This window comes from Desulfogranum aggregans (assembly GCF_055398265.1).
Genome location: NZ_AP042447.1, coordinates 4,483,109 through 4,503,193 on the forward strand (window position 1 = coordinate 4,483,109; position 20,085 = coordinate 4,503,193).

Annotated in this window: 15 protein-coding genes; 1 reads left to right on the plus strand and 14 read right to left on the minus strand. The window is 55.3% G+C overall.

The window, feature by feature from the left end; all coding sequences use genetic code 11:
- Window positions 1-4: 4 nt before the first annotated feature.
- From ACZ52Z_RS19645 to ACZ52Z_RS19665, 5 genes are all read right to left on the minus strand, one after another.
- Entirely contained in the window at window positions 5-1,996 is a 1,992-nt protein-coding gene (locus tag ACZ52Z_RS19645) for a DUF6785 family protein (RefSeq protein WP_464268463.1), read from the minus strand.
- Window positions 1,993-6,855 carry an FtsX-like permease family protein gene (locus ACZ52Z_RS19650; RefSeq protein ID WP_464268464.1) on the minus strand — a complete coding sequence of 1,621 codons (4,863 nt, stop codon included), beginning with the start codon at window positions 6,853-6,855 and terminating at the stop codon, window positions 1,993-1,995. Before ACZ52Z_RS19650 ends, ACZ52Z_RS19645 begins: the two co-directional genes overlap by 4 nt.
- Window positions 6,845-7,573, minus strand: a complete 729-nt coding sequence (locus ACZ52Z_RS19655; protein ID WP_464268465.1) for an ABC transporter ATP-binding protein — start codon at window positions 7,571-7,573, stop codon at window positions 6,845-6,847. The genes ACZ52Z_RS19650 and ACZ52Z_RS19655 overlap by 11 nt, the downstream gene beginning before the upstream one ends.
- A gap of 78 nt (window positions 7,574-7,651) precedes the next feature.
- The gene (locus ACZ52Z_RS19660) at window positions 7,652-8,302 is read right to left on the minus strand and encodes an ABC transporter permease (protein WP_464268466.1); all 651 of its coding nucleotides are present in this window, start codon (window positions 8,300-8,302) and stop codon (window positions 7,652-7,654) included.
- Window positions 8,303-8,382: 80 nt separating this feature from the next.
- Entirely contained in the window at window positions 8,383-9,708 is a 1,326-nt protein-coding gene (locus ACZ52Z_RS19665) for a BamA/TamA family outer membrane protein (RefSeq protein ID WP_464268467.1), read from the minus strand.
- A gap of 129 nt (window positions 9,709-9,837) precedes the next feature.
- On the opposite strand from ACZ52Z_RS19665, the gene ispH reads away from it, so the two are divergent.
- The gene (gene ispH / locus ACZ52Z_RS19670; RefSeq protein ID WP_464268468.1) at window positions 9,838-10,755 is read left to right on the plus strand and encodes a 4-hydroxy-3-methylbut-2-enyl diphosphate reductase; all 918 of its coding nucleotides are present in this window, start codon (window positions 9,838-9,840) and stop codon (window positions 10,753-10,755) included.
- Here ispH and ACZ52Z_RS19675 read toward each other — a convergent pair.
- Genes ACZ52Z_RS19675 through ACZ52Z_RS19715 form a run of 9 tightly spaced genes read right to left on the minus strand, consistent with a single transcriptional unit; the run spans window position 10,731 to window position 20,075 of the window.
- On the minus strand, window positions 10,731-11,534 hold the full coding sequence (locus ACZ52Z_RS19675) for a polysaccharide deacetylase family protein (protein ID WP_464268469.1): 804 nt from the start codon (window positions 11,532-11,534) through the stop codon (window positions 10,731-10,733). The genes ispH and ACZ52Z_RS19675 overlap by 25 nt on opposite strands.
- A gap of 11 nt (window positions 11,535-11,545) precedes the next feature.
- Complete coding sequence (locus ACZ52Z_RS19680; RefSeq protein WP_464268470.1) at window positions 11,546-12,685, minus strand: glycosyltransferase family protein; 1,140 nt, start codon at window positions 12,683-12,685, stop codon at window positions 11,546-11,548.
- 5 nt (window positions 12,686-12,690) lie between these two features.
- Window positions 12,691-13,308, minus strand: coding sequence for a histidine phosphatase family protein (locus ACZ52Z_RS19685; RefSeq protein ID WP_464268471.1), 618 nt, complete (start codon window positions 13,306-13,308; stop codon window positions 12,691-12,693).
- On the minus strand, window positions 13,305-14,432 hold the full coding sequence (locus ACZ52Z_RS19690; RefSeq protein ID WP_464268472.1) for a glycosyltransferase family 4 protein: 1,128 nt from the start codon (window positions 14,430-14,432) through the stop codon (window positions 13,305-13,307). The genes ACZ52Z_RS19685 and ACZ52Z_RS19690 overlap by 4 nt, the downstream gene beginning before the upstream one ends.
- Before the next feature lie 16 nt (window positions 14,433-14,448).
- Window positions 14,449-15,723 (minus strand): glycosyltransferase family 4 protein, encoded by a 1,275-nt coding sequence (locus tag ACZ52Z_RS19695; RefSeq protein ID WP_464268473.1) that lies wholly within the window; start codon window positions 15,721-15,723, stop codon window positions 14,449-14,451.
- 2 nt (window positions 15,724-15,725) lie between these two features.
- The gene (locus ACZ52Z_RS19700) at window positions 15,726-16,685 is read right to left on the minus strand and encodes a divergent polysaccharide deacetylase family protein (protein WP_464268474.1); all 960 of its coding nucleotides are present in this window, start codon (window positions 16,683-16,685) and stop codon (window positions 15,726-15,728) included.
- Entirely contained in the window at window positions 16,663-17,685 is a 1,023-nt protein-coding gene (locus ACZ52Z_RS19705; protein WP_464268475.1) for a polyprenyl synthetase family protein, read from the minus strand. The genes ACZ52Z_RS19700 and ACZ52Z_RS19705 overlap by 23 nt, the downstream gene beginning before the upstream one ends.
- Window positions 17,663-19,642: an ATP-dependent DNA helicase gene (locus ACZ52Z_RS19710; protein ID WP_464268476.1), complete on the minus strand. Its 1,980-nt coding sequence runs from the start codon at window positions 19,640-19,642 to the stop codon at window positions 17,663-17,665. The genes ACZ52Z_RS19705 and ACZ52Z_RS19710 overlap by 23 nt, the downstream gene beginning before the upstream one ends.
- Window positions 19,635-20,075: a HEAT repeat domain-containing protein gene (locus ACZ52Z_RS19715; protein ID WP_464268477.1), complete on the minus strand. Its 441-nt coding sequence runs from the start codon at window positions 20,073-20,075 to the stop codon at window positions 19,635-19,637. Before ACZ52Z_RS19715 ends, ACZ52Z_RS19710 begins: the two co-directional genes overlap by 8 nt.
- Window positions 20,076-20,085: the final 10 nt, after the last annotated feature.

Consider the following 20,085-nt stretch of genomic DNA (forward strand, 5'->3'; position numbering starts at 1 on the left):
ACCACTAATCAGGGAGAACTTGATAACTACCGTCGGCAAGCAGGCCGACAATGGCCCATGTGCCGCCCATGAATAAGTCGCCAATGATCAGCCCGATAAAGAAAAAGCGCAGCTTTTTAAAAAGGACTACGCCACCGTACCGCATGCAGAGCGCATTGCACAACCAGCCGAGAAAAAAGGAAAACCAGAGGATGCGCATGGCCGAAGAGTATGCCGTAAGGTAGCCGAGAGGATGGATGGGCCACCAGTAAAATCGGTGGTAACAGGTAACAAGCAATACCATTACCCCAGCCCCAATCACGGAAAAAATGGTTACCCATCGCCCTGGTTCGACCCCGGTGTCGTTGAGGCGGACAATGTTTTCATAGACCCCGAGCGTTGTGCGGGTGGCCCACTCAAGCTGCAGCTCCCGGATACCGTACTTGTAACACAGGGCTAACATGGCAATGAAGGATACCGTCACCGCTGTGAGAAGTGTCAGTCCTATGCCAAAGAGAAGGAGGCGACGGTTATGGAGGGTATGGTGCACTTCCCGGGCATGTAACAACGAAGGCGTCAGGGATTCCCTCAGATCGACAAACAGCACTTTTTGGGCGACTGCGGCTATAAGGAGACCTGCTTTGCTGAATAATGCCGGGCCAAAGATAACCAGCAGGCCGTCAATGGGGGCTGCAGTCAAGGTGAAATACCCCAGGCCGCCCTGGCAGATAATGCGGGAAGCAACAAGGGTGATCATAAAAAAGACCAACACCAATAGGATTGCGGCGATGGGACGCATGCCGAAAAAAACAGCCCAGCCGACAATGGCGGCCATCCCGGCGACAGCGATCCAGAAAGCGAAACGCGTGGAGAACCACTCAGTATTGGTGGCCAGAGGTTTGGTACTGAACGCCTGGCGCACGATGTGCTGCAGATGCTGGCGGGAAAGCCAGACAAGAAAGAGAAAAAAGACTCCGTACGCACCAATCATCTGGGTTTCTTCCGGTCGTGCCAGGGTGGGGCCAAAGGTCACCCCGAGAGATGATGCGGGAATATTGTAGCCAAGAACGGTCAGCAAACCAAAGAGCAGGCTGCCGAGCAGAAAAAACAACCAGAAGGAGAGCGATATCTGCCGGGCAGTAAGAAAGGCGAAGCCAATGAACACCGGATAGATATAGATTTTCAGTTTGATGAATCCCGAAAGCAGGCCGACCTTGGGAAAGTATGGTCCAGCGAGGATCAATGTCGGAATGGAGGGGACCGAAGGGTAATAGTAGTTCAATCCATTAAGCAGGTGGAGGGTAATTGGTACCGAGAGTCCCCATAATAGATAGGGGTTGAGTAGAAAGCCGCGTAATCCTCCCTGGTCGAAACTCTCACTCATCAGCAGAGGAACCCTGAGCAGGGGGAAATTCATGCGCTCGTTGTGGATCCATTGGCGTGACAACAGGTTGATCAGCGCAATCATCACCGTGTAACAGAGCAGAATAAACACTCCCCAGGCGATGAGCGGACGGGACCAGTAGTGCCAGGGAATGGCACCGAGTACCTCCATCCACCCCATTTGACGTCCTTCGGTTAGCCCGTTATAGAGCGCGTCTATGGCTCCGGGTTGAGGATAGAGCAATTCTGGAAGCAGCGGGTGGAGGATGTTCTGCCAATTGTTTTCCGCAGTAGCGAACTGAAAGGGAGCGGTCAGGTTGATGAAAAAGGTGCGGGTCAGTCCGGTATAGGCAATTCCTGAGGCAATGACCATCTGCACCCAAATAACCAGCAGCTCCTGTCCGGTGAGAAATCGCGCCCTGGGAAAAAGTCTGCCGACCACGCCCGCCAGCAGGGTCGTGAGCAGCAGAACGTAGAAGGGGGCCAGTGGAAAATGTCCACCGCCCAGCGGCGTGGCCTGATTGTATACATTGTTGACCGGTGTCAGCGCACAGATGATCGCGGCGAGCAGAGTGCCGATGACTACTGCCCGTACGCGAATTATGCCGGAAGGCCTGTTGGTGGAGGAACTCATGATTGCTCCTTGACGTGATCCGGTGATGTTGCCTGTCGAAGTTCAGCGGCATAGTGGAGGTGGGTTTGTTCGTCCAGAGACCGCCAGACAAGCAGCTGTTTGCGCAGGGTATGGATGAAAGCGGTGTTTACCCGTCGCCAGACACCAAATTCACCGGCCAGCCTGGTCAGCGTAACGCTGATTTCCAGGAAGTCCTCTCCTTCTTTTGCATGACAGAAACGGAGATCGACCCACTGCATGATGCCAAAGTCAAAAGGGGCGAGCCAAACCTTTGCCCGCAAATGCAGGCAATCGTCCACCATGGGAAACCGCTGCAGGCCAAAACTGTTCATTTGGGAAGCGTCAACAATTTCAATCGGCCCAGTGGAAAAGATGCCATGGGAAACATTCTGGTGGGCACCCAAATAGGCGTAAAGAAAGCCGCAGATGGACGCATGTTCATGATATCGCATCAGAAAGGGGAGGGTCACTGTCAGGGTATCATCCTTTGCCTCGGGCATGACCCAACTCCGGTTGACATCGGGAATAGCAATGGCCGCAGCCACCCGGGAAGGGTAGATAACAGAAAGCAGCACCACTCCCATGACCAGCAGCATTGCCGCAACTCCGGCGGTGGATGAATAATTAACGGTCAGCCCCTGCCACAACCAGCTCCCGGCGAGCAGCCCAGCGCTAGTTTGGGCAAGCAGGTAGCCGAGAACCACTGAAATCACAGCAAATGCCAGCGCCTCGGCGATAAACAGAAACGAGACGTGGGTCGGTGCAAGGCCGACAGAGGTATACACGGCAATTTCCCTCTTACGTTCATACACCGAACTGATCATGGTGTTGAGTACGATCAGCGTTGAAATCACCAGCGGGATAAGAATATTGGGCATTCCTGAGTATTGCATGGTGTCGCTGGCATTGTAGACGTAGACGCCATCCGGTTCACTGGAAAACAGGGTGAGGTTGAATCGGTCGGTGAGCATTGTCAGTTGCTCATCGCTGATGGGGGATGGCGTCCTGAGGGCAACACTCTTCAGTTCTCCTCCCAAAGTCAGCAGGGTTGCAGCGGGTAGAATCACAACCTCGCCGGTGCCGACATGGCTGTACCGTCCCTGAAAGGTATGAACATCCTCACCGGATTCCAGGGCCTCTTGTTCCACTTCAGTCATTTCTCTGGAGGTTGCGGCGGGATAAATAGCCGGAGTCACCGGCTCTCCGTCAAGATCGGTAAAGTCCTGAAAAAGTTTATCCGAATAGATTCCGGTAACCTGAAAGGATTGGCCCCAGAGGGTAAGCGGTGGTTGATCCGGACGATCGGGGTCAATATCCATGTGTTCGGCCAAACTTGCGGGAATGATCACCCCGTTTGGCTCGTTTTCTGTAAACCAACGGCCCTTTAAGAGAATGGTATCCATCCCGCTGACTTGTGGTTCCTCTGGAGAGAGGCCGGTCAGTCCCTGGAGCAGAAAAGGCTGGTTTCCGTAATACAGGGGGATTTTTGCCGCCCGTGTCGGTTCATCTGCACTGAGCCAGATCCTTGCTCCGACCAGCGCCTGTCCCTGGAAGAGAGAGTGGAAGGTGGAGAGGGTCTCTCTGGGAAGCGTTTTCCAGCCGATATCTTTAAAGAGTACTCCCTGGTAGGAGCCGCGTTGCTCAAAATCGAGTTTGTTTTGCCTGCGCAGGCTGCTCACCGAGGTGAAGCTCATGATGGTAAAAGTGAGAATAATCAGGGTCAGACAGGTGAGTGCTGTCCTGAGGCGGCGTCGACGGAGGTTGGAGACGCCAAGGTAGAAGGCGGCCATGAATGCCTTCCAGGTGGAAATTTCCACCGTCCGTTTGTGGGATGCCCGTCGCTGGAGGAGCACCATTTCTCCTTCAAACCTGACGACAATGATCATCGTTACCAGAAAGGACAGGCCGATGATGAAAAAGGCAAGGATGACCACCGTGGGGCTGTAAGCTAGAGCAAAGGCTGGATGCACGTTGGCGATAATGGCAATCAACAGGGCCAGTATGATACAGAACGCACCAATTCTCTTATAGATGGAGACAAAACCGCATAACAGGCGCTCCATGCAGAAGGCAAAAGGAACGAAAAGCGCAATATAGAACAGCACGCCGAAAAGAACATCCTTCTGTGTCTTCTCCACCTGGTCATAGACGCGGCTGGCCAGTGCCCATGAGGTGTTGGCAGCCTCACTGAACCGGTTGTATTGCTTATCGGCAAGGGCCTGTCTGGCTTGTGCCAGCATGTCTGTTCCCTGCTGCTGCAGCGTGGTTATCCGTTCATTGTGAATTCCGTGCCGCTCGAGGTTGGCGATTCGTGGAGCCAGCAGGGCCCAATGATCCCTGGCCGTCAGAAAACTGGTGCGGGCAAGGGTGGGGTTGGCATCAATGAGATAGCCAGTTCCCATCGGAGAGCCGGCGTTCGAGTTGCTGAGGATCATTTTCTTCTTGAGAATGGTATCGGACAGCGTCATTTTCATGTGCGTACCGGGCTCAAGAAAAATGGAGGCGATAATGGAGGACCTGGTATCAATCCGACTGTACCAATACCGTAATGGGGGGGCATCTCGACGACCGTCAATGAGCTGCAGCTTGGTCATGTAGCTCAGGCTGCGCGGTTCCAGGAGATTGAAGATGGTCAACTGCCGGCAGTTGAACATTACCAGGTCGGTACGCATGTCATGGCGCGTCATCTTTACCCGGTAGGCCGGCTTACCTGTCAGTTTTTTATCAATGGCCCGCAGTACTTTATGGTCGGTAGTGGAAAATGTATACCCTTCAAGGATGACCTTATCCTGGACATGTTTCTTATCGGCAACGCCTTTGAGCAGAAAGTTCCCCTGGAGGTCCGCAAGGAGATGATAGCGTGCAGGTCCCTGGAAGGCGAGAAGCATGGTGCCTGGCGCAGGTTGATCGGCAAACAGTTCTCCGTGAAGCAGCAGCCCTGTATTTCCGGAAACAGTGGAAAACCCATCCCTGATATAGCCCAGGGGAAGGTTTTCCGCTTCATCCAGGCCGTGAATCAGGGAACGGGCCAGCTTCCACTGACTGGCGGCCCGTTGCCAGTCGATTCGATCAGGAGTGTCAAAAGGGGTTCCCCACCTCGAACGCAAGTCATGGGTTGTTGCCAGGGTTACTCCTGGAAGTGCGGCAAGGCAAGTGATTTCACTGCCGAACTTGGGCCTGTCCGGGAGGAGATCCTGCCAGGGATTGAGTCGATCAGGGCGAAGGGTGGAGATAAAAAGCGGGGCTGTAGCAGGAGCTTGGTTAGCAACCTGTTGCAGCGCGCGATCGATATCACGGAATGCGCCGGTTCGATTGATTCTGCTGCGCAGGGTATGCATGAATCCCCGCTCAAAAGCCCCCAGGCCGTCACCATGACTTGACAAGTGAAGGGAAACGACCACACGCGTCTCGAATTCGACCAGTAGGGAGCGAAGTTGGCGGATTTTTTTCAGCATATCCGCCTGTTCCTCGAGCTCCCGTAAGACATTCTGATGGGTGGTGACTGCCCTGATGGCAAGCGGCTTAATGACTGCAGTTTCTGTGGCCGTGAGATCCTCGAAATGGGTTCGCCAGCCGATTTTCCGTAATTGCAGTCGTTGCTGAGCCAAACGCTGTATCTGTTCATCAGCACCTCCTGCTTCTTTATTCAGGCGCAGGTCGATCAATGAGGTAGAGAGCCTGTCGATGCTCAGTTTGAGCGTCTCTTTCAAACCGCTTTGCAGATCTGCGCCTTTGACATTTGCCAGGTCACCGTCAAGAAAGGATTGCAACGCTTTGATGTAGGCCCTGCGTTCTTTCCTGTCCGCCCGATTGGCTTTGGTCAGTTGCCGTAGATCCCTGGAAGAGGCGCTGGCTGTCCAGATTAACTCCCGCATCCCAGCCAGTTCCTGGTCGTGACCGCCGGTCGCTACCAGCAGAAATGATCGGGCAGGAGGAAAACGGTGGAAGTGATCGGCGAGATCCAGGAGAGAGGCAATGGAAAGGGCCTGGTCTGCTCCCGGCGCCCTGCCGGGAATAAAGGAGGAGGCATCGTAAAAGGCCTCCACAATGAGGAGTTCATCTTTTTTGGAGGCATCAGTGCCCGGAAACAGTGCATACATGTTGCTGGCTGTCGCCTTTTCCCAGCGAATGGAACTTTTCACGGTGACACGTGGCTGGAGAAGCCCCGGTTCTTTTGGAAATGGACCGGAAAGGATCCTGCTCAGCTCCTCTCTGGTCGACCAGAAGCAGGGGAACTGAATGGGTGAGAGCTCCTCTTTGTCAAGAAACTGCATCTTGGTGGCACTGGCATCACCCACATAAATCAATGCTGCTGCGCCCATTGAGGCCGCATTGAGCCAGTTGCGACCAGAGTCGAAATCCATGACCACGACCGCACCTTCAAGGTCAAGGCCATTGAAATCGCCGAGCTTGCCCTTGCCAACGTAGAGAAGCTGACCGTTTATCCCCTCAGCGGAAATGTTTTGCGGAGTAATTGCATTGTAGTAGAGGGGATCAAGGGGCAGGCGGATATCTCCGCTCTGGATGGTACTGCCGAGGTGGCGGCGAACCGGTACGGTAAAATCAATGCTTCCTGTACGGGAGGCTTGTGCGGCAAGGAATCGCTTTTCGATATAGGCCGCTGCCTCGCTGTTGCCCGCAGAGGCAGTCGAGCGGTCACCATGGATGGTCAATGCGAGCACAGCAGAACGCAGGCTTTCTTCGATTGCTAGAGCAGGAGCGGTAGCGGCTGCCGCAGGAATGCTCGTAAGGGATGCAGTAAAAAACAGCACTGTTGCCCATAGCGCCAGTGCCCAAATCCTGCCTGCGGCTCTTTGGACAGAATGAAATAAAACCGTGTTGTACACTTTACTTTTCATTGATCGTGCCGATGGAAATGTCCAGTTCTTCACGTTTTTCGATCTTGTCTATCAGCCCGTCACGAATCCAGATGACTTCATCAGACACATTGAGCATCTTGAAGTCGTGGGTCGCCGAAATAATCGTCACCCCCATTTCAGCGCTCATTTGTTTGAGGAGGTTGATGATTTCCTCACCGGTTGTCAGGTCGAGGTTGCCTGTGGGCTCGTCAGCGAGGACAATGGCCGGATTATTCGCCAACGCACGTGCGACCGCCACGCGTTGCTGCTGTCCTCCGGAAAGTTCGGACGGTTTGTGCTGGTGACGGCTCTCCAACCCGACCTGTTTGAGGAGTTCCATTCCCCGTTCAACCGCTTCGTCATTACCGGTGCCGCCGAAGGTCATCGGCAAGGTGACGTTTTCCAGGGCGGTCATCACCGGAATAAGGTTGAAGGTCTGAAAAATATACCCGATTTTTCTACAACGCAGCCAGGCCAGTTCGTAGGCATCGAGTTGGGCAATATCCACCTCGTCGATAAAGACCTTACCGGAACTTGGTTTGTCTAACCCGCCGATCATGTTGAACAGGGTCGATTTGCCTGAACCTGACGGTCCCATGATGGAGATGTAGTTCCCGGAAGTGATATTCAGGCTGATGCCCTTTAAGACCTCCAATTGATGCTTGCCGAGTTGAAAGCTTTTTTTAACGTCAGTTGTCCGGACTATTGTATGCTGCATGCATCGTACCAGGTTATGATTAGGTCCTTGCTTACGGTCTGTTCGGGTTACGTATTGCTCCTTGGAAAACAGTTTTCCCTATTGTTCAACCCGCATCGCTTCCACTGGTTCCATCCGCGCTGCCTTGATGGCCGGATAGACGACGCCGACCAGGCTGAGCAGGCAGCCTATGGCAATGGCCTGTAGCATGGTCAGCAGCAGGGTATCCGGTGGAAGGGTTTCGATGGTTACCCAGCCGAGAGTGGCCATAGAGCTGATTATTCCGCCAATACAGCCCAGCAGGGACCCGATAGTGGCCCCGACCAGGCCCTGCATGGCCGCCTCGATCACAAAGAGCAACAACACCACCCGGTCAAGAGCACCGAGGCATTTCATGGTACCGATTTCCCGGAAACGCTCGGTTACGGCCATGAGCTGGGCATTGACGATCCCCACTACGCAGACAAGCAGTGAGAGGACCACAATCCATTGCTGTTTGGCGCTCTCTCCAATGGACGTGGTTTGCGGGGTAATATCGAAACCGGCGTTGAGCAGTGTCTGGTACGCTTGCGGAGTGCCGGTTTTCAGGATGCTGTTGGCGAGGTCATTAATGACGTGGATGTAGCAGAGGAAGGCGACGGCCAGCACCAGACTGGTGGTGGTGATCAAGGAACGAAAAAAACGCACCTTGATGGATTTGTAAGCGATTTCAATGGATTTTGTTAACGGCAGGGGCGCTAATCGTTCCATACGCTCATCCCATGAGTTGCGGTGGTTGCCTCGAGAGAAGATGATTGCTTACATTGTAAGCAATATGTTGAGCCGGCGCATCAAAAAGGTTGACCAAACATAACCCACATGCTGGTTCCCTCTTCGGAGACGGCTACATCAAGCCTGGCGACGGAACCGGCAAACAGGCATCGCAGACCAACGCCGGCGTCCACTTTCCAGTCCTGGAAGAGATCGGAGAAATCGTAGGAGTCGGCAACTCTGCCGCCTTCGACAAAACCGACCAGCTGCATCCAGTCACTTTGCAGAAAGCGCAGCCAGGAAATGTTTCCCAGTGGATTCCAATCCAGGGTGTAGCGGTACTCGGCGGTGGTGTAGATAACGGATCGGTCATTAAAACGGTCCTGAGGATATCCGCGCATACGGTAAAAACCGCCAAGGTTGGCTCCCTCGTAAAATGGAGGACGATGGGAAACCGCGGTGATGCCGTCAGCGTTGGTGCTTTCTTCCCAAGTGGGAGTATCCCCGGTCCAGAAGTTTAAGGCGAGGATGCGCTGTCTGGCATAGGCGGATGGTCCGAAGGAAAAATATTTGCTGGCTTCCAGTTCAATGAATGTCCAGTCATCCGGGGATTCCAGCCATCCGAAATCATGAGTGACTGCCAGGTACTGGGAACTGCCGTCGGTAGGATTTTTCGGGAAATCTGTGTTGTCGTAATAGAGGCCGACCTGGATCGGATGGGTGGTGGCTTCGAGCTCACCCTGCTCGGTATCAAAGCTGCGGTAACGGTTATACTGCCTGAGGAGAAGCGTAGTAATCCCGTCTTTCAGCGGGTTCCAGGTTTCGCCGCCCACAGGGGCTGACTCCAGTAATCCGTTTTTTAATCGGTAGGTTACGATAGCTGAATCGCGGGCACTCCCCATGGGGAGAACGTACTCCAGCCTGAAATCACTCCAGTTGTCATATCCTTTTTCTTCTATGTAGTCGTCCTGGTCGGAACTGTTGCTGCCGGGCCGTGTTTGTCCGTCAACGAAAAACGGGGCACTGTAGCCTCGTTGTCTGGGGTAATGACCAACCATTCCCTGGGCGCTGAAAAATAGGCGCTCTGTCCAGGGTGGACGGTAATCCCACATGCCAAGAAAGAACCCCACTGCTGAATCAAAACTGCCGAAAAGGGTTGAACCCAGCAGGAGTTGATCCTGTCCATATCCCTGCATCATTCCACCAACGCCTAGTGTTAACCCCATGGAGTCAGAAGAAAATCCATACGGTAACACCAGCCTCGATTGTTGCCGATTGGGATTTTCGCTGCGGATTGTTATGTTTTTTACTGAGGCGTTGGGGCGTCCTTGGCCAGGTAACGCATGGACCAGGAGAACAAGCAGGGCAAGAGAAAGAGTCTTGAGCAAAAGGTGCATTGTGACCATATCCTCCAATTGGCATTTAGAAAAAAAGAAGGTATTGTCGGTACGGTATCATGTTCTTGCACGTATGGCTACGTTTCCTTGGCTGCAAGGTGAGATTAATTATCAGCAAATTCGGCGAGTAGGAGGATCATGGAAATCTATCTTGCACGACCGCGCGGGTTTTGTGCCGGGGTCAACAGGGCTATTGCCATCGTCAACAGAGCGCTTGATCGCCATAAGGCACCTGTCTACGTGCTGCATGAAATTGTCCATAATACACATGTGATAGAAGAGTTACGTGCCAAAGGGGCTATATTTGTTGAACAGCTTGAGGATATACCCCGGGGTTCGGTGGCTATTTTCAGTGCCCACGGGGTGTCTCCCGCCATCGAGACCAAAGCGGTTGCCCTGGGCTTGCGGGTAATTGACGCCACCTGCCCTCTGGTCGCGATGGTCCATCGCCGGGTGAGCCGGTTGAACAAGATAGGGTACGAAGTTTTGGTGATCGGCCACAAGGGCCATCCGGAAGTCGAGGGGACCTGCGGTCATGCTGCGGGCCGGGTGCATATCATTTCCTGTCCAGAAGATGTAGCCGATATTGCGGTGGAGGATGAGGCCAAGGTCGGCTACGTGACCCAGACGACACTGAGCGTGGATGATACACGGGAAATTCTCCAGGCAATTCATCAGCGCTTTCCGCTCAGCAGTGCACAGGAGCGCTCGGATATCTGTTATGCTACCACCAACCGGCAGCGTGCGGTACGGCAACTGGCCGCGCAGGTCGATAGTGTGCTGGTGGTTGGGTCAAAAAACAGCTCAAATTCCAACCGGTTGCGCGAGGTTGCCCGCTCAGAGGGCGCGCAGGCCTATCTCATCGATCACGCCGGAGAGATTGATCCCGCCTGGCTGCATGGAATTGAGCGGATAGGAATTACCGCCGGCGCCTCTGCCCCCGAGCACCTGGTCAGAGGAGTGATCAAGCATCTGGATGACGGCACATCCCGGGTCATAGAGATGGAAGGGGACGAAGAACAGATCCATTTTCACATCCCTGACCTCGACGTATAGTCGGTCTTCCGCTCTTGCAGCAGGTCCCGATAGGTTACCACGGGGATCGAATGGTGCCTGATCTGGGCGAGCAGGAGATCCAGAAAGGCGAATCCGTGATGATTCATCACCCGGTGGTGCAGCATTATCCCTATGAGCCCTGCAGCCGCACCACGCTCCAATTCTGCATAGAGCCCCTCCCAGCCCTGTTCGGGCGTTTTTTCCTTTCGGGTGTGCAGGTCAACATTTACCGGAATGTCTGGCAACGCAGAAGGTGGAGCCGGTTCTGCACCCGACGATCTGGAGACTGCCATAAAAGCCTCTACCCGAAGGTGATGGAGGGTCGCCTGGCCGCAGCGATTCCATGGGGGGGTGAATACCGGGTAAAAATCTGCGCCGAGAATTGCCTGCAATCGCTGGTTTCCCGCATCTATATCTCTGCCGATTGCCAGCGCATCACGGCCGCCGCCAAACTCCGCCTTTTTCCCGTGCGGCTCATGGTTAACATGGGCAAAGCCGTGCTGGTGCCAACACCACTGCCGACTGTGCGGTTCGAATCTCAGATATGACGCCCAGACTGCAGGAGTGATCCAGGTCGGTACCACTGCCAGGCAGAGGGGAACACGGTGGGCATGGAAACGTTCCATGAGGAGGAAGAATAAGTGGTCCTGCGCCCCCCCGATATCATCTGCACGAAAAAATACAGGGGTTGTGCGGTGCGTTGCAAATATTTGGCTGATGCGCTTTTCGGTGTGCGGCGGAAGGGGGATTTCCCAGAGGCCGGCGGCGTTGGTAAGCATCTGTATTGTCCTCAGGTCTGTGCGGCCAGGGTTATAGTCTGCGCAGAAACCCTGGCTCCGTCCAGGCGGATACCCGCAGCCTTCTTTAGTGGAGAGGCGGCCAGTGCAGTGCGAATGTGCTGGGCCAGCCGTTGCGGTTCCAGGTCCTCCTTTTCAAGGACGGTGAGCGGGAAATGGGAGCCCAATCGTTTGGCACGGAGCCGTTGCTCATGGTTTTGGCTGAATGGATGGATCAGGGCCGGGCATCCGGCGGCAACGACATCCATGGTGGTATTGTATCCGCCCATGGAAATGGAGAGATCCGCTGCCCGCAGGGCGGCCGGCAGATCATCGCAAAAAGGGGCTATGGATGCCCCGGGGCCGGCTGCCGCCTGAAGCCGTTCTCTGCATCTACTGTTCACATAGGGACCGGTGTACAGCTGAAGGGTGCAGGGAAACTGGCGGCTGAGAAGGGCGTGAGCGCGCACCGTTGCGAGCAGCAGGTCTCCGCCGACACTTCCGCCGCCGGCACTGGCGATAATCAATGGCCTCTGGCACTGAACAGACAGTGATGACGATCGCTCGCTTGGTGGACGGTGGATGTAGCCGGTATAGACCGTTTGGGTCGTGATGTCGTGCATGCGGCTGAAGGTTTCATCCAGGGTGATCACCGCCGGGTCGCTGTGGATCAACAACAGGTTGAAATAGCGGTTCATGCGGTTGACTGCTCTGGCTTCAAACTTTTCTTTGTTCGACCGGTCCACGAGAATATCGCGCACGCTGGAAACCCGCAAGCAATGGGGGTTGGAAAGGACCGCCTGCTCCAGCAGCGGAGCGATTTCAAAGTGAAAGCTGTTGCGGCCGAAAGGGTAGAGTTCGACCAGCAGCACATCAGGCTGGAGCATGGCAACGGTCTTGCTCAGGATGTGTTGCCGCTGCTTTTTCACTGTCTCCACTGCCTGGCCCTCCTGGGCGGAGAGTGCGGAGAAATCAACATCCATCATCAGCGGGGGAAGCTGAATGGTTGTCACCTTCTCAGGGGCTGACAGGTTGGAAGCTGAACCGCCGAGCAATAGCGTGACCTGGTGCTCATCCAGGGCCTTGAGGATTTCAAAGGTGCGCACCAGGTGCCCTATACCCAAAACGTGTTGACAATAAACCAGAATACGCATGATGTCTAGCGGGCCAGAGCCAGGGCGTTGAGTTCAGTGAGGGACAGTTCGTTTTGGCACACCTGCAGGCGGTGCAGGTGGTATTTACGGATGATTTTCGGCTCATCGGGCAGGTAGGCTCGTCCACAGAGAGAGTAGAGCACACATTTCATCACACCTTCATGACAGACGACCAGCAGGTGTTTTCCCGGCCACCTTCGGTTCATTTCCAGAAGTGCCTCCCTGCTCCGGGTCAGTACCGCAGCCCGCGACTCTCCTGCAGGCGGCTGGAACTCCCATCCCTTGCCTATGGCTGCCTGCAGGCGCTGAATATCCTGCTGTTTGACTTGCGCAAGGGTCATGCCGGTCCACTCTCCCCACCGTTGTTCCCGTAGCCTCGTATCAACACTCACGGGCAGATGGAGTCGATGAGCGATAATCCGGGCCGTTTCTCTGGCACGACCGAGATCGCTGCAGACTATTCCCTCCCACGTCCATGGTGCCAACTGCTCCGCCCACTTTCTGACCATGCGCACGCCCTCCGACGAAAGAGGGCTGTCCTGTTGCCCCTGAATTCTTTTTTTCTCATTCCACAAGGTTAGAGAATGACGGAGCATACCGATGTGGGTTGGGGCGGTGTTCATGGGCGGCGGTTATGGGCGGCAACAAGGTTCTGGATCTGCTGACCGATGTGGGCGTAATTGGTTGCGCTGTCATGATGCTGCCGGATATGGCTGGCGGCGTAGCTGCCCATTGCCCGGCGAAGCTGCGGATCGGTCAACAGGGTCCGGAGGTTGTTGATGAACCCCTTTTGCTCGGTTTCAGGGGAGAGCAATCCGCTCCGGCCATGGACCACCACTTGAGGGATAGCGCCATTGCTGCAGGCCACCACCGGTAGACCACATGACTGGGCTTCCAGGTAGACCATGCCAAGCGATTCACGAAAACCTGGGAAGGCAAAGATGTCGCCGCCGGAATAAAATCGGTAGAGCTGTTGGCGGCTGACAGCACCGGTGAACACCACATCATGCGGCAATCGTTCCTGCGCCAGCTGCTGCAGGCATGCTCTTTGCGGTCCATCCCCGACAATGACCAGCTGCAGGGCGTGTCCCTGCTGTCGAAGGGCTGCGCAGCATTCGATCACCCAGGCAATGCCTCTGCTTTTCACATCGTTGCGGAACATGGCTGTCGTGAGGATCACCGGCCGCGTCCCGCTCTGCCAACGCTGGTGCATTTCTACGCGCGCGGTCGGGTTGAAGGTGAACTGCTCGGGGCGCAGTCCCGGTTGAATGGTGAACAGGCGCTCCCTGGCGGTGATTCGTTGCAGATTGCGCAGGTCATGACGCCGATCGCTGATATGGAGGGAGGCCTGAAGCAGGGCCGTACGATTGAGGCAATATCCCGGGAGGGTCGGCCATCGGCGACGAAATTTAGTGGCATAGCTGCCCTGGATAATGACATAGGGCAGGCCCAGGTGGCGACTTACGGCCGGTCCAATGATATCTGGAGATTTGTAGTAACAGTGATAGGTGACCCAGCAGTCCATAGGGTCCTTGCGCAGTTGACGCGAAAGGCGATTGATCTCCTGCAGGGCACGGAGTAGCCCGACCGGGTTCCAGTAGATCCAGCGGCATCGAAGCGTACTGGCAACAGTGAGCTGGAGGCCCTGGCTGACCAGGCTGTTGTATATTTCTCTGCCGATCGTCTGGTCACCCGACGGATTCGGGTGGTCCAGGGGTTTGAAGGGGGCGTAAAAAGCGAGACGCATCACACCCTCTAGCCCATCACTGGCTGGCATGAGCCAGTTGGGGAATCGCACCGCGATAATAGTCGGCTACCCGGCGGACCAGAGGCTGATTGTTAAACCTGGAGCGGACATGCTGTTTGCCTTCGGCAATCAGATGCCGACGCAGGGAGTCATTTTCAAGTACCTGCTGCAGGGCATCTGCAAGAGCATGAGGAGCATTGGCAGGCACCGCAAGTCCTGTTTGACCATGTATGAGTATTTCAGGAAGGGCTGAGACATCGGTTCCAACTGCAGGAACGCCCATGGCCAGGCTTTCCACCAGCACATTGGGAATGCCGTCGCGATCACCGTTGCGGGCAATGCAGCACCCGAGCACAAAAGCGTCCGCCTTTTTGAATTCCCGGATTACCTCTGCATGAGGCATGGTTCCCAGCCATCGGCTCTGGCGGTGCAGTCCTGAGGCAACGAGCTGCTCCATGACCTGGTCGCGGTCGTCACCATCACCAATCAGGGTATAGGTAAAGGGGATTTCTCTTTCCTTCAACAGCTGCAAGGCCTGAAGGACCGTTAATATTCCCTTTTTTTCTGTGAGCCGGGCAATGGTGAGGATATTGTAGGGCGGAAGAGCGCTTTTCTTTTCCTGTGTGTCGGAAAACAGGTTCAAGTCTATGCCGTGATACACGCAATGGATGGGGGTGGTGACTGTCTTCTCAAGGCTGCGGAGATACTCCACATTATGCCGGGTACAGGTGAGCACCATCGATGCCAAGCGGATTTTTTCCCGGAGTTGTTCGGGATTAGAGGTGTAGATGTCTTTGGCATGAGCAGTAAAGCTAAACGGCAGCCCGCTGAGCATACTGGAAAACAGGGCTACCGAGGATGGCGAGTGGGCAAAATGGGCATGAAGGTGCACGACTTCCGGAGAACGAGCTAATAGACGGTGGGTCAGGTAGCATCCCTGCATCAGGTGTTTGAGGGTCCCAATGCTGCGGGTGCGGCGAAACCGTGCTCCTGCCTGGGCGAGTACCCGATGAAAGCGTGCCGGGTGATTGACCGCAAAAAAAGCAGTGGCTGCAAACAGGCGGGTATGGTCGAGATAGAGATCTGTGGGCAGATAATCCACCCTGGCCTGGATTTGTTGTACCGATGCGTGGCAGAACGATTCCCGAGGCTGGCGCATGGAGAAAATTCTCACCGGTATCCCCAATTGCTCGAGCAGGAGAATTTCATTGGAGATAAAGGTCTCGGAAATACGCGGATACCCCTTGAGGATCATACCAAGGGTCGGAGTATGGGGTGATGGAGCATTCATGGTTATCGTACCAGATGGTGGACACCGACCACGTCGACGGTGGCGAGCAGTTGTCGGTCGCACTGGGTAAGGGCAACCAGGGTTGCGTTATTGGGATGGCCGATGCCGATAGCGCTTCCCTGTTGGTGAGCAAGGCGGATCAGTTTTTCGATCTGCCGGCAGATTTTTTCCGGGTTGTGTTCATTGTCGAGGAAGATATGGCGTCGCTCCGTAGGGACACCGAGACGAATGGCGGTGGCCATTCCCTGGGAACGGGCAGTGGTAAAGGAATCAATATAAAAGAAATCATATTCCTGCAGGGTACTCAGCACGGTTTCCATGGCGACGGCATCCTCGCTGAAGCGTGACCCCATATGATTGTTGGCCCCTGTGGCATAGGGAACACGGGCAAGCAACCGCTTTGTCTTGGTTTGCAGCTGATCCGGGGCGTCGCGCACATAGAGCGCACCTTTGCCAGGGTCCCAGCGGATGGAATCCTGTGGTTCCATGGGCAGGTGGACGAGGATGTCGCTGCCCCGGGAATGAGCCAGCTGTGCCTGCTCTTCGGTAAAGGGCCCATAGGGCAGAAAGGAGTAGCTCAACCCAAGATCTAGGGACAGTAACTGTTCGCCCAGCAGCTTATGGTGTCCCATGTCGTCGATGATGATGGCCACTCGCGGTCGTTTGGGCCTCTGCGCCTCCTGCACCTCAGTGGGGCCAACCGTTATTACCCCTGATGATTCCGCGTGCTGGGGAGGGTCAGGTTCTTCAAAGATGATCACCAACGGTCCGGGGGCGGCTTCCTGAGTGTGAGGCAGGAGAGCATGGGGAGTGGCAGGTGCAACAGGCTGCGTTTTCCGTTCTGGCTGTTTGCCGCAGCTGCACGTCAGGCCCAGCACTACCATAAGAAAGGCAAAGGTGAACCATCTGGAAAGAAAAGAGAAGGGATGCATGGCTGGCTTATTTTCGTCGCGTGAGAACATAGCGGCTGAGCGCGTGCAGTATGGACAGGCTGGTCTGGTCGCTGGCGCGTGCAAACAGCTGCAGCGCTTCGCCGGCTTCTCTGACGAGGGTGTGGGCGGTTTTTTCGGCAGTGGCAAATCCGTCAAAACGACGGATCAGGTCAACGATCTGGTTGTAGGCGCTGGGATTTGTCCGGTCACCGCTGAGGAGGCCGGCAATCTTCTGGCGGGAAGGCGCATCAGCCCGCTGCAGGGCGTGAATAAGCGGTAAGGTTACCTTTCCCTCCACAAAGTCATTACCCACGGCCTTACCGGTTTCCTCTTCGTTTCCCTGGTAGTCAAGCAGATCGTCAATGACCTGAAAGGCGGCTCCGATTTTATCGCCGTATACTGCAAGCGCCTGGCGCTGCTGTGCATTGGCGCCAGCGTAGAGTGCGCCCAGTTCGCAGGTGGAGGCGATCAGGTTTCCGGTTTTGCATTCGATGATGCGAAAGTATTCCTGTTCTGTTGTCTCTGGGGCGGCAACACAGCGGAGCTGAAGAAATTCGCCATCCACCATGCCTTCAGTCGCACGGCAGAAAACAGCGAGGCCTTCTGCGCCACTAAGCTCCCCAACCAGCCGCATGCTGCGGGAGAGCAACCAGTCACCGGCAAGAATAGCTGAGGCAAAATCGTATTTTTCCACCAGGGAGGCCCTGCCTCGTCTCTGGGGAGCATGATCGATGATGTCGTCATGGATGAGGCTGGCTACATGCAGGTATTCAAAGGCGGTGGCCAGGCGGTAAAGGTCGGGATCGTCCCTCCCGCAAAGGCGTGCGCTCAGGATGGCCAGCAGCGGTCTGATCCTTTTTCCGCCGCTGAATACCGCATAATGGATGATCTCTTTGAGCAGCGGATCAGAGGTGTTCAATACCGAGGAAAGATCGTGCTCCATAGCGGCTTCCACCTTCCTGCCGACGGCAGCAGCAGAGGTTGTGAGCAGCTGGGCGGGATCCTGTTCAGTTGGACTCGTGGATGTCATAAAAAAAATCAGCAACGTGCTGGAGTTCTCGGGTAAGGGGACTGGGCGGCAGGCTTCGTAAAAAACGCCGACCATATGCTTTGGTAAACAGGCGTATGTCGAGGATGGCTATGACGCCCCGGTCTGTAGTGGCGCGCATCAGCCGGCCGGCACCCTGGCGAAGCGTAAGAATGGCCCTGGGGACCTGGAAATCAAAGAAGGGATTGCCACCCTCTGCCTTGATCCGGTTAATCCTGGCCATAATAACAGGGTCACTGGGGACTTCAAATGGTAATTTATCGATGACGACCAAACTGAGTGACTCGCCGGGAATATCAACCCCCTCCCAGAAACTGGCAACCGCAAATAAAATTGAGTCAGTCTCTTTGCTGAAGCGATTGAGCAGGCTGTGTCTGGGCGCCTCTCCCTGGATGAGTACTGTCTGGGGGAGTTCATCGCGAAGAGCGTGGAAAGCGGTTTCCATTGCCTTGAACGAGGTGAAGAGTACCAATGCTCTCCCGCCTGAACTACGAAGAAGCGTCCGTAGCTGTTCGTGTGTTTTGTTCGGGTAGGTCGGAGAAGAGGGTTCGGGGAAATGGGAATCCGGGACATACAGCAGGGTTCGGCCGGCATAATCAAACGGTGAAGGAAAAGAGTATGTCGCGGTCTGTTCGGACAACCCCAAACGCTGACGGAAATACGAAAAATTGCCACCGGTTGTCAGGGTGGCTGACGTGAACACGCAGGCGGCGACTGCCGCATAAAGAGTGGACTGCAGTTCTTCGGCCACGTCGATTGGCGTGGCAAAAAGAGCGATGTTGCGTTCCGTTCGCTCAAACCAGTACGTATAGGATTGCTGCTCAGTGGGCACGTCATCGACGTAGGCCGAGGTAATCAGGCCAAGGCGAGCAGCCAATTCATGACAACGGTTAGCGTATTGTTCCCAGGGCTCGCCACCTCCGTTGAGGGAGTCCAGGTGAGCGCCCAGTTTGTCGAGCGCAGTGAGCAGGACGGATACCTTGTCAATAAATGCGGGGTGTTGATGGGCGACCTGGTCGAGTGGGTAACGGCCCTGCTGCTGGGGGAGCAACAGGGCTATGGCCTCGGTAGCCGTTTGGAGAGCGGTGGTTTGGGCAATCGTCAGTTTTTTGGTGGCGTCCACCAGGGAATCAGCGGCACTTCGTTCGATGTCTCCCACCAGGTCTCGAACTTGATATTTGGAAAAGGAATAACCAAAAAAGGTGCTGGCGACATTTTCTATGTGATGTGCCTCGTCAAAGATAACCGCTTCATATCGGGGGAGCACCTCTCCGTACCCGGTACGGCGTACCGCCAGATCGGAAAAGAGCAAGTGGTGATTGACAATCAGCAGCCTGCACCGAGCTGCGTCGCGACGAAGGCGATTGAGGAAGCAACGACTGCTCTCGGGGCAGTCGCTACCCAGGCAGAAATGGGAAACACAGCAGATGCGGTGCCAGAGAGGAGAGTTGCCCGAAAGCCATCCCAGTTCGGCTCTGTCGCCGTAGGATGTGCGATCTATCCATTCCTGTATAGCTTCGTTGTGGCCGTCGCGAAAAAGGGGGGACTGTTTGTCCGAGAAATACTGGTGCCACCGGTAGAGGCAAAGGTAATTCTGCCTTCCTTTAACACACATCGCATGGAGATCGGGGGCAATGTGCTGCTGAATAAAGGGAATCTCCCGCTCGATTATCTGGTCTTGCAGGTTGCGGGTATTGGTGGAGACAACAATTCGTCGGCCGCTGAGGACGGCAGGAATCAGGTAGGCAAGCGTTTTACCAAGGCCTGTTTCCGCTTCCACCACCAGGCAATGGGCCTGGTCAAAGGACTCATCTGCCCGATCACTGAGGCTGTCGAGCAGGGTATGCACCGCTTGGGCCATTTCCGCCTGGCCAGGCCGCGGCTCATATTCGTCCATGGAGCGAGAAAGGAGTCCCTCGGCTCCGAAAAAATCATCCATGGTGCGATTCGTTAAGGATATCAGTGACGATTTCCACCACCTGGGCCGAAGGATCGTTTTTCATGGTGGCCACCAGCTCAAGGGCTTCCCGGCCTCCGATGGTTCCGAGCAGGGAAACGGCTTCCCCGCGAATCCATGCTTCGTCTCTGGAGAGTGCCGCGGCCAGGGAGGGAACAGCAAGATGCAGATCGTCCGGGCAGTCAATGACCAGCTGCTCATAGCAGACAGCGAGACCAAGGCGGACGGCAAAGCGTTCGTCCTCAAGGAGTTTACCTGTCCACTGGTGGTAGCGCGGTTCGTGACGAAACATGGCAATAATATTGTCGACATGGCCCATGGCAAGAAAGTCTGCAATCACTGCCTGCAGTTCCTGGTCACTGACAGGGCTGCGGGGGGCGGTGGTCGAGGCGAGGGTGTGGCTGTTATTTTTCATAGGGATCACA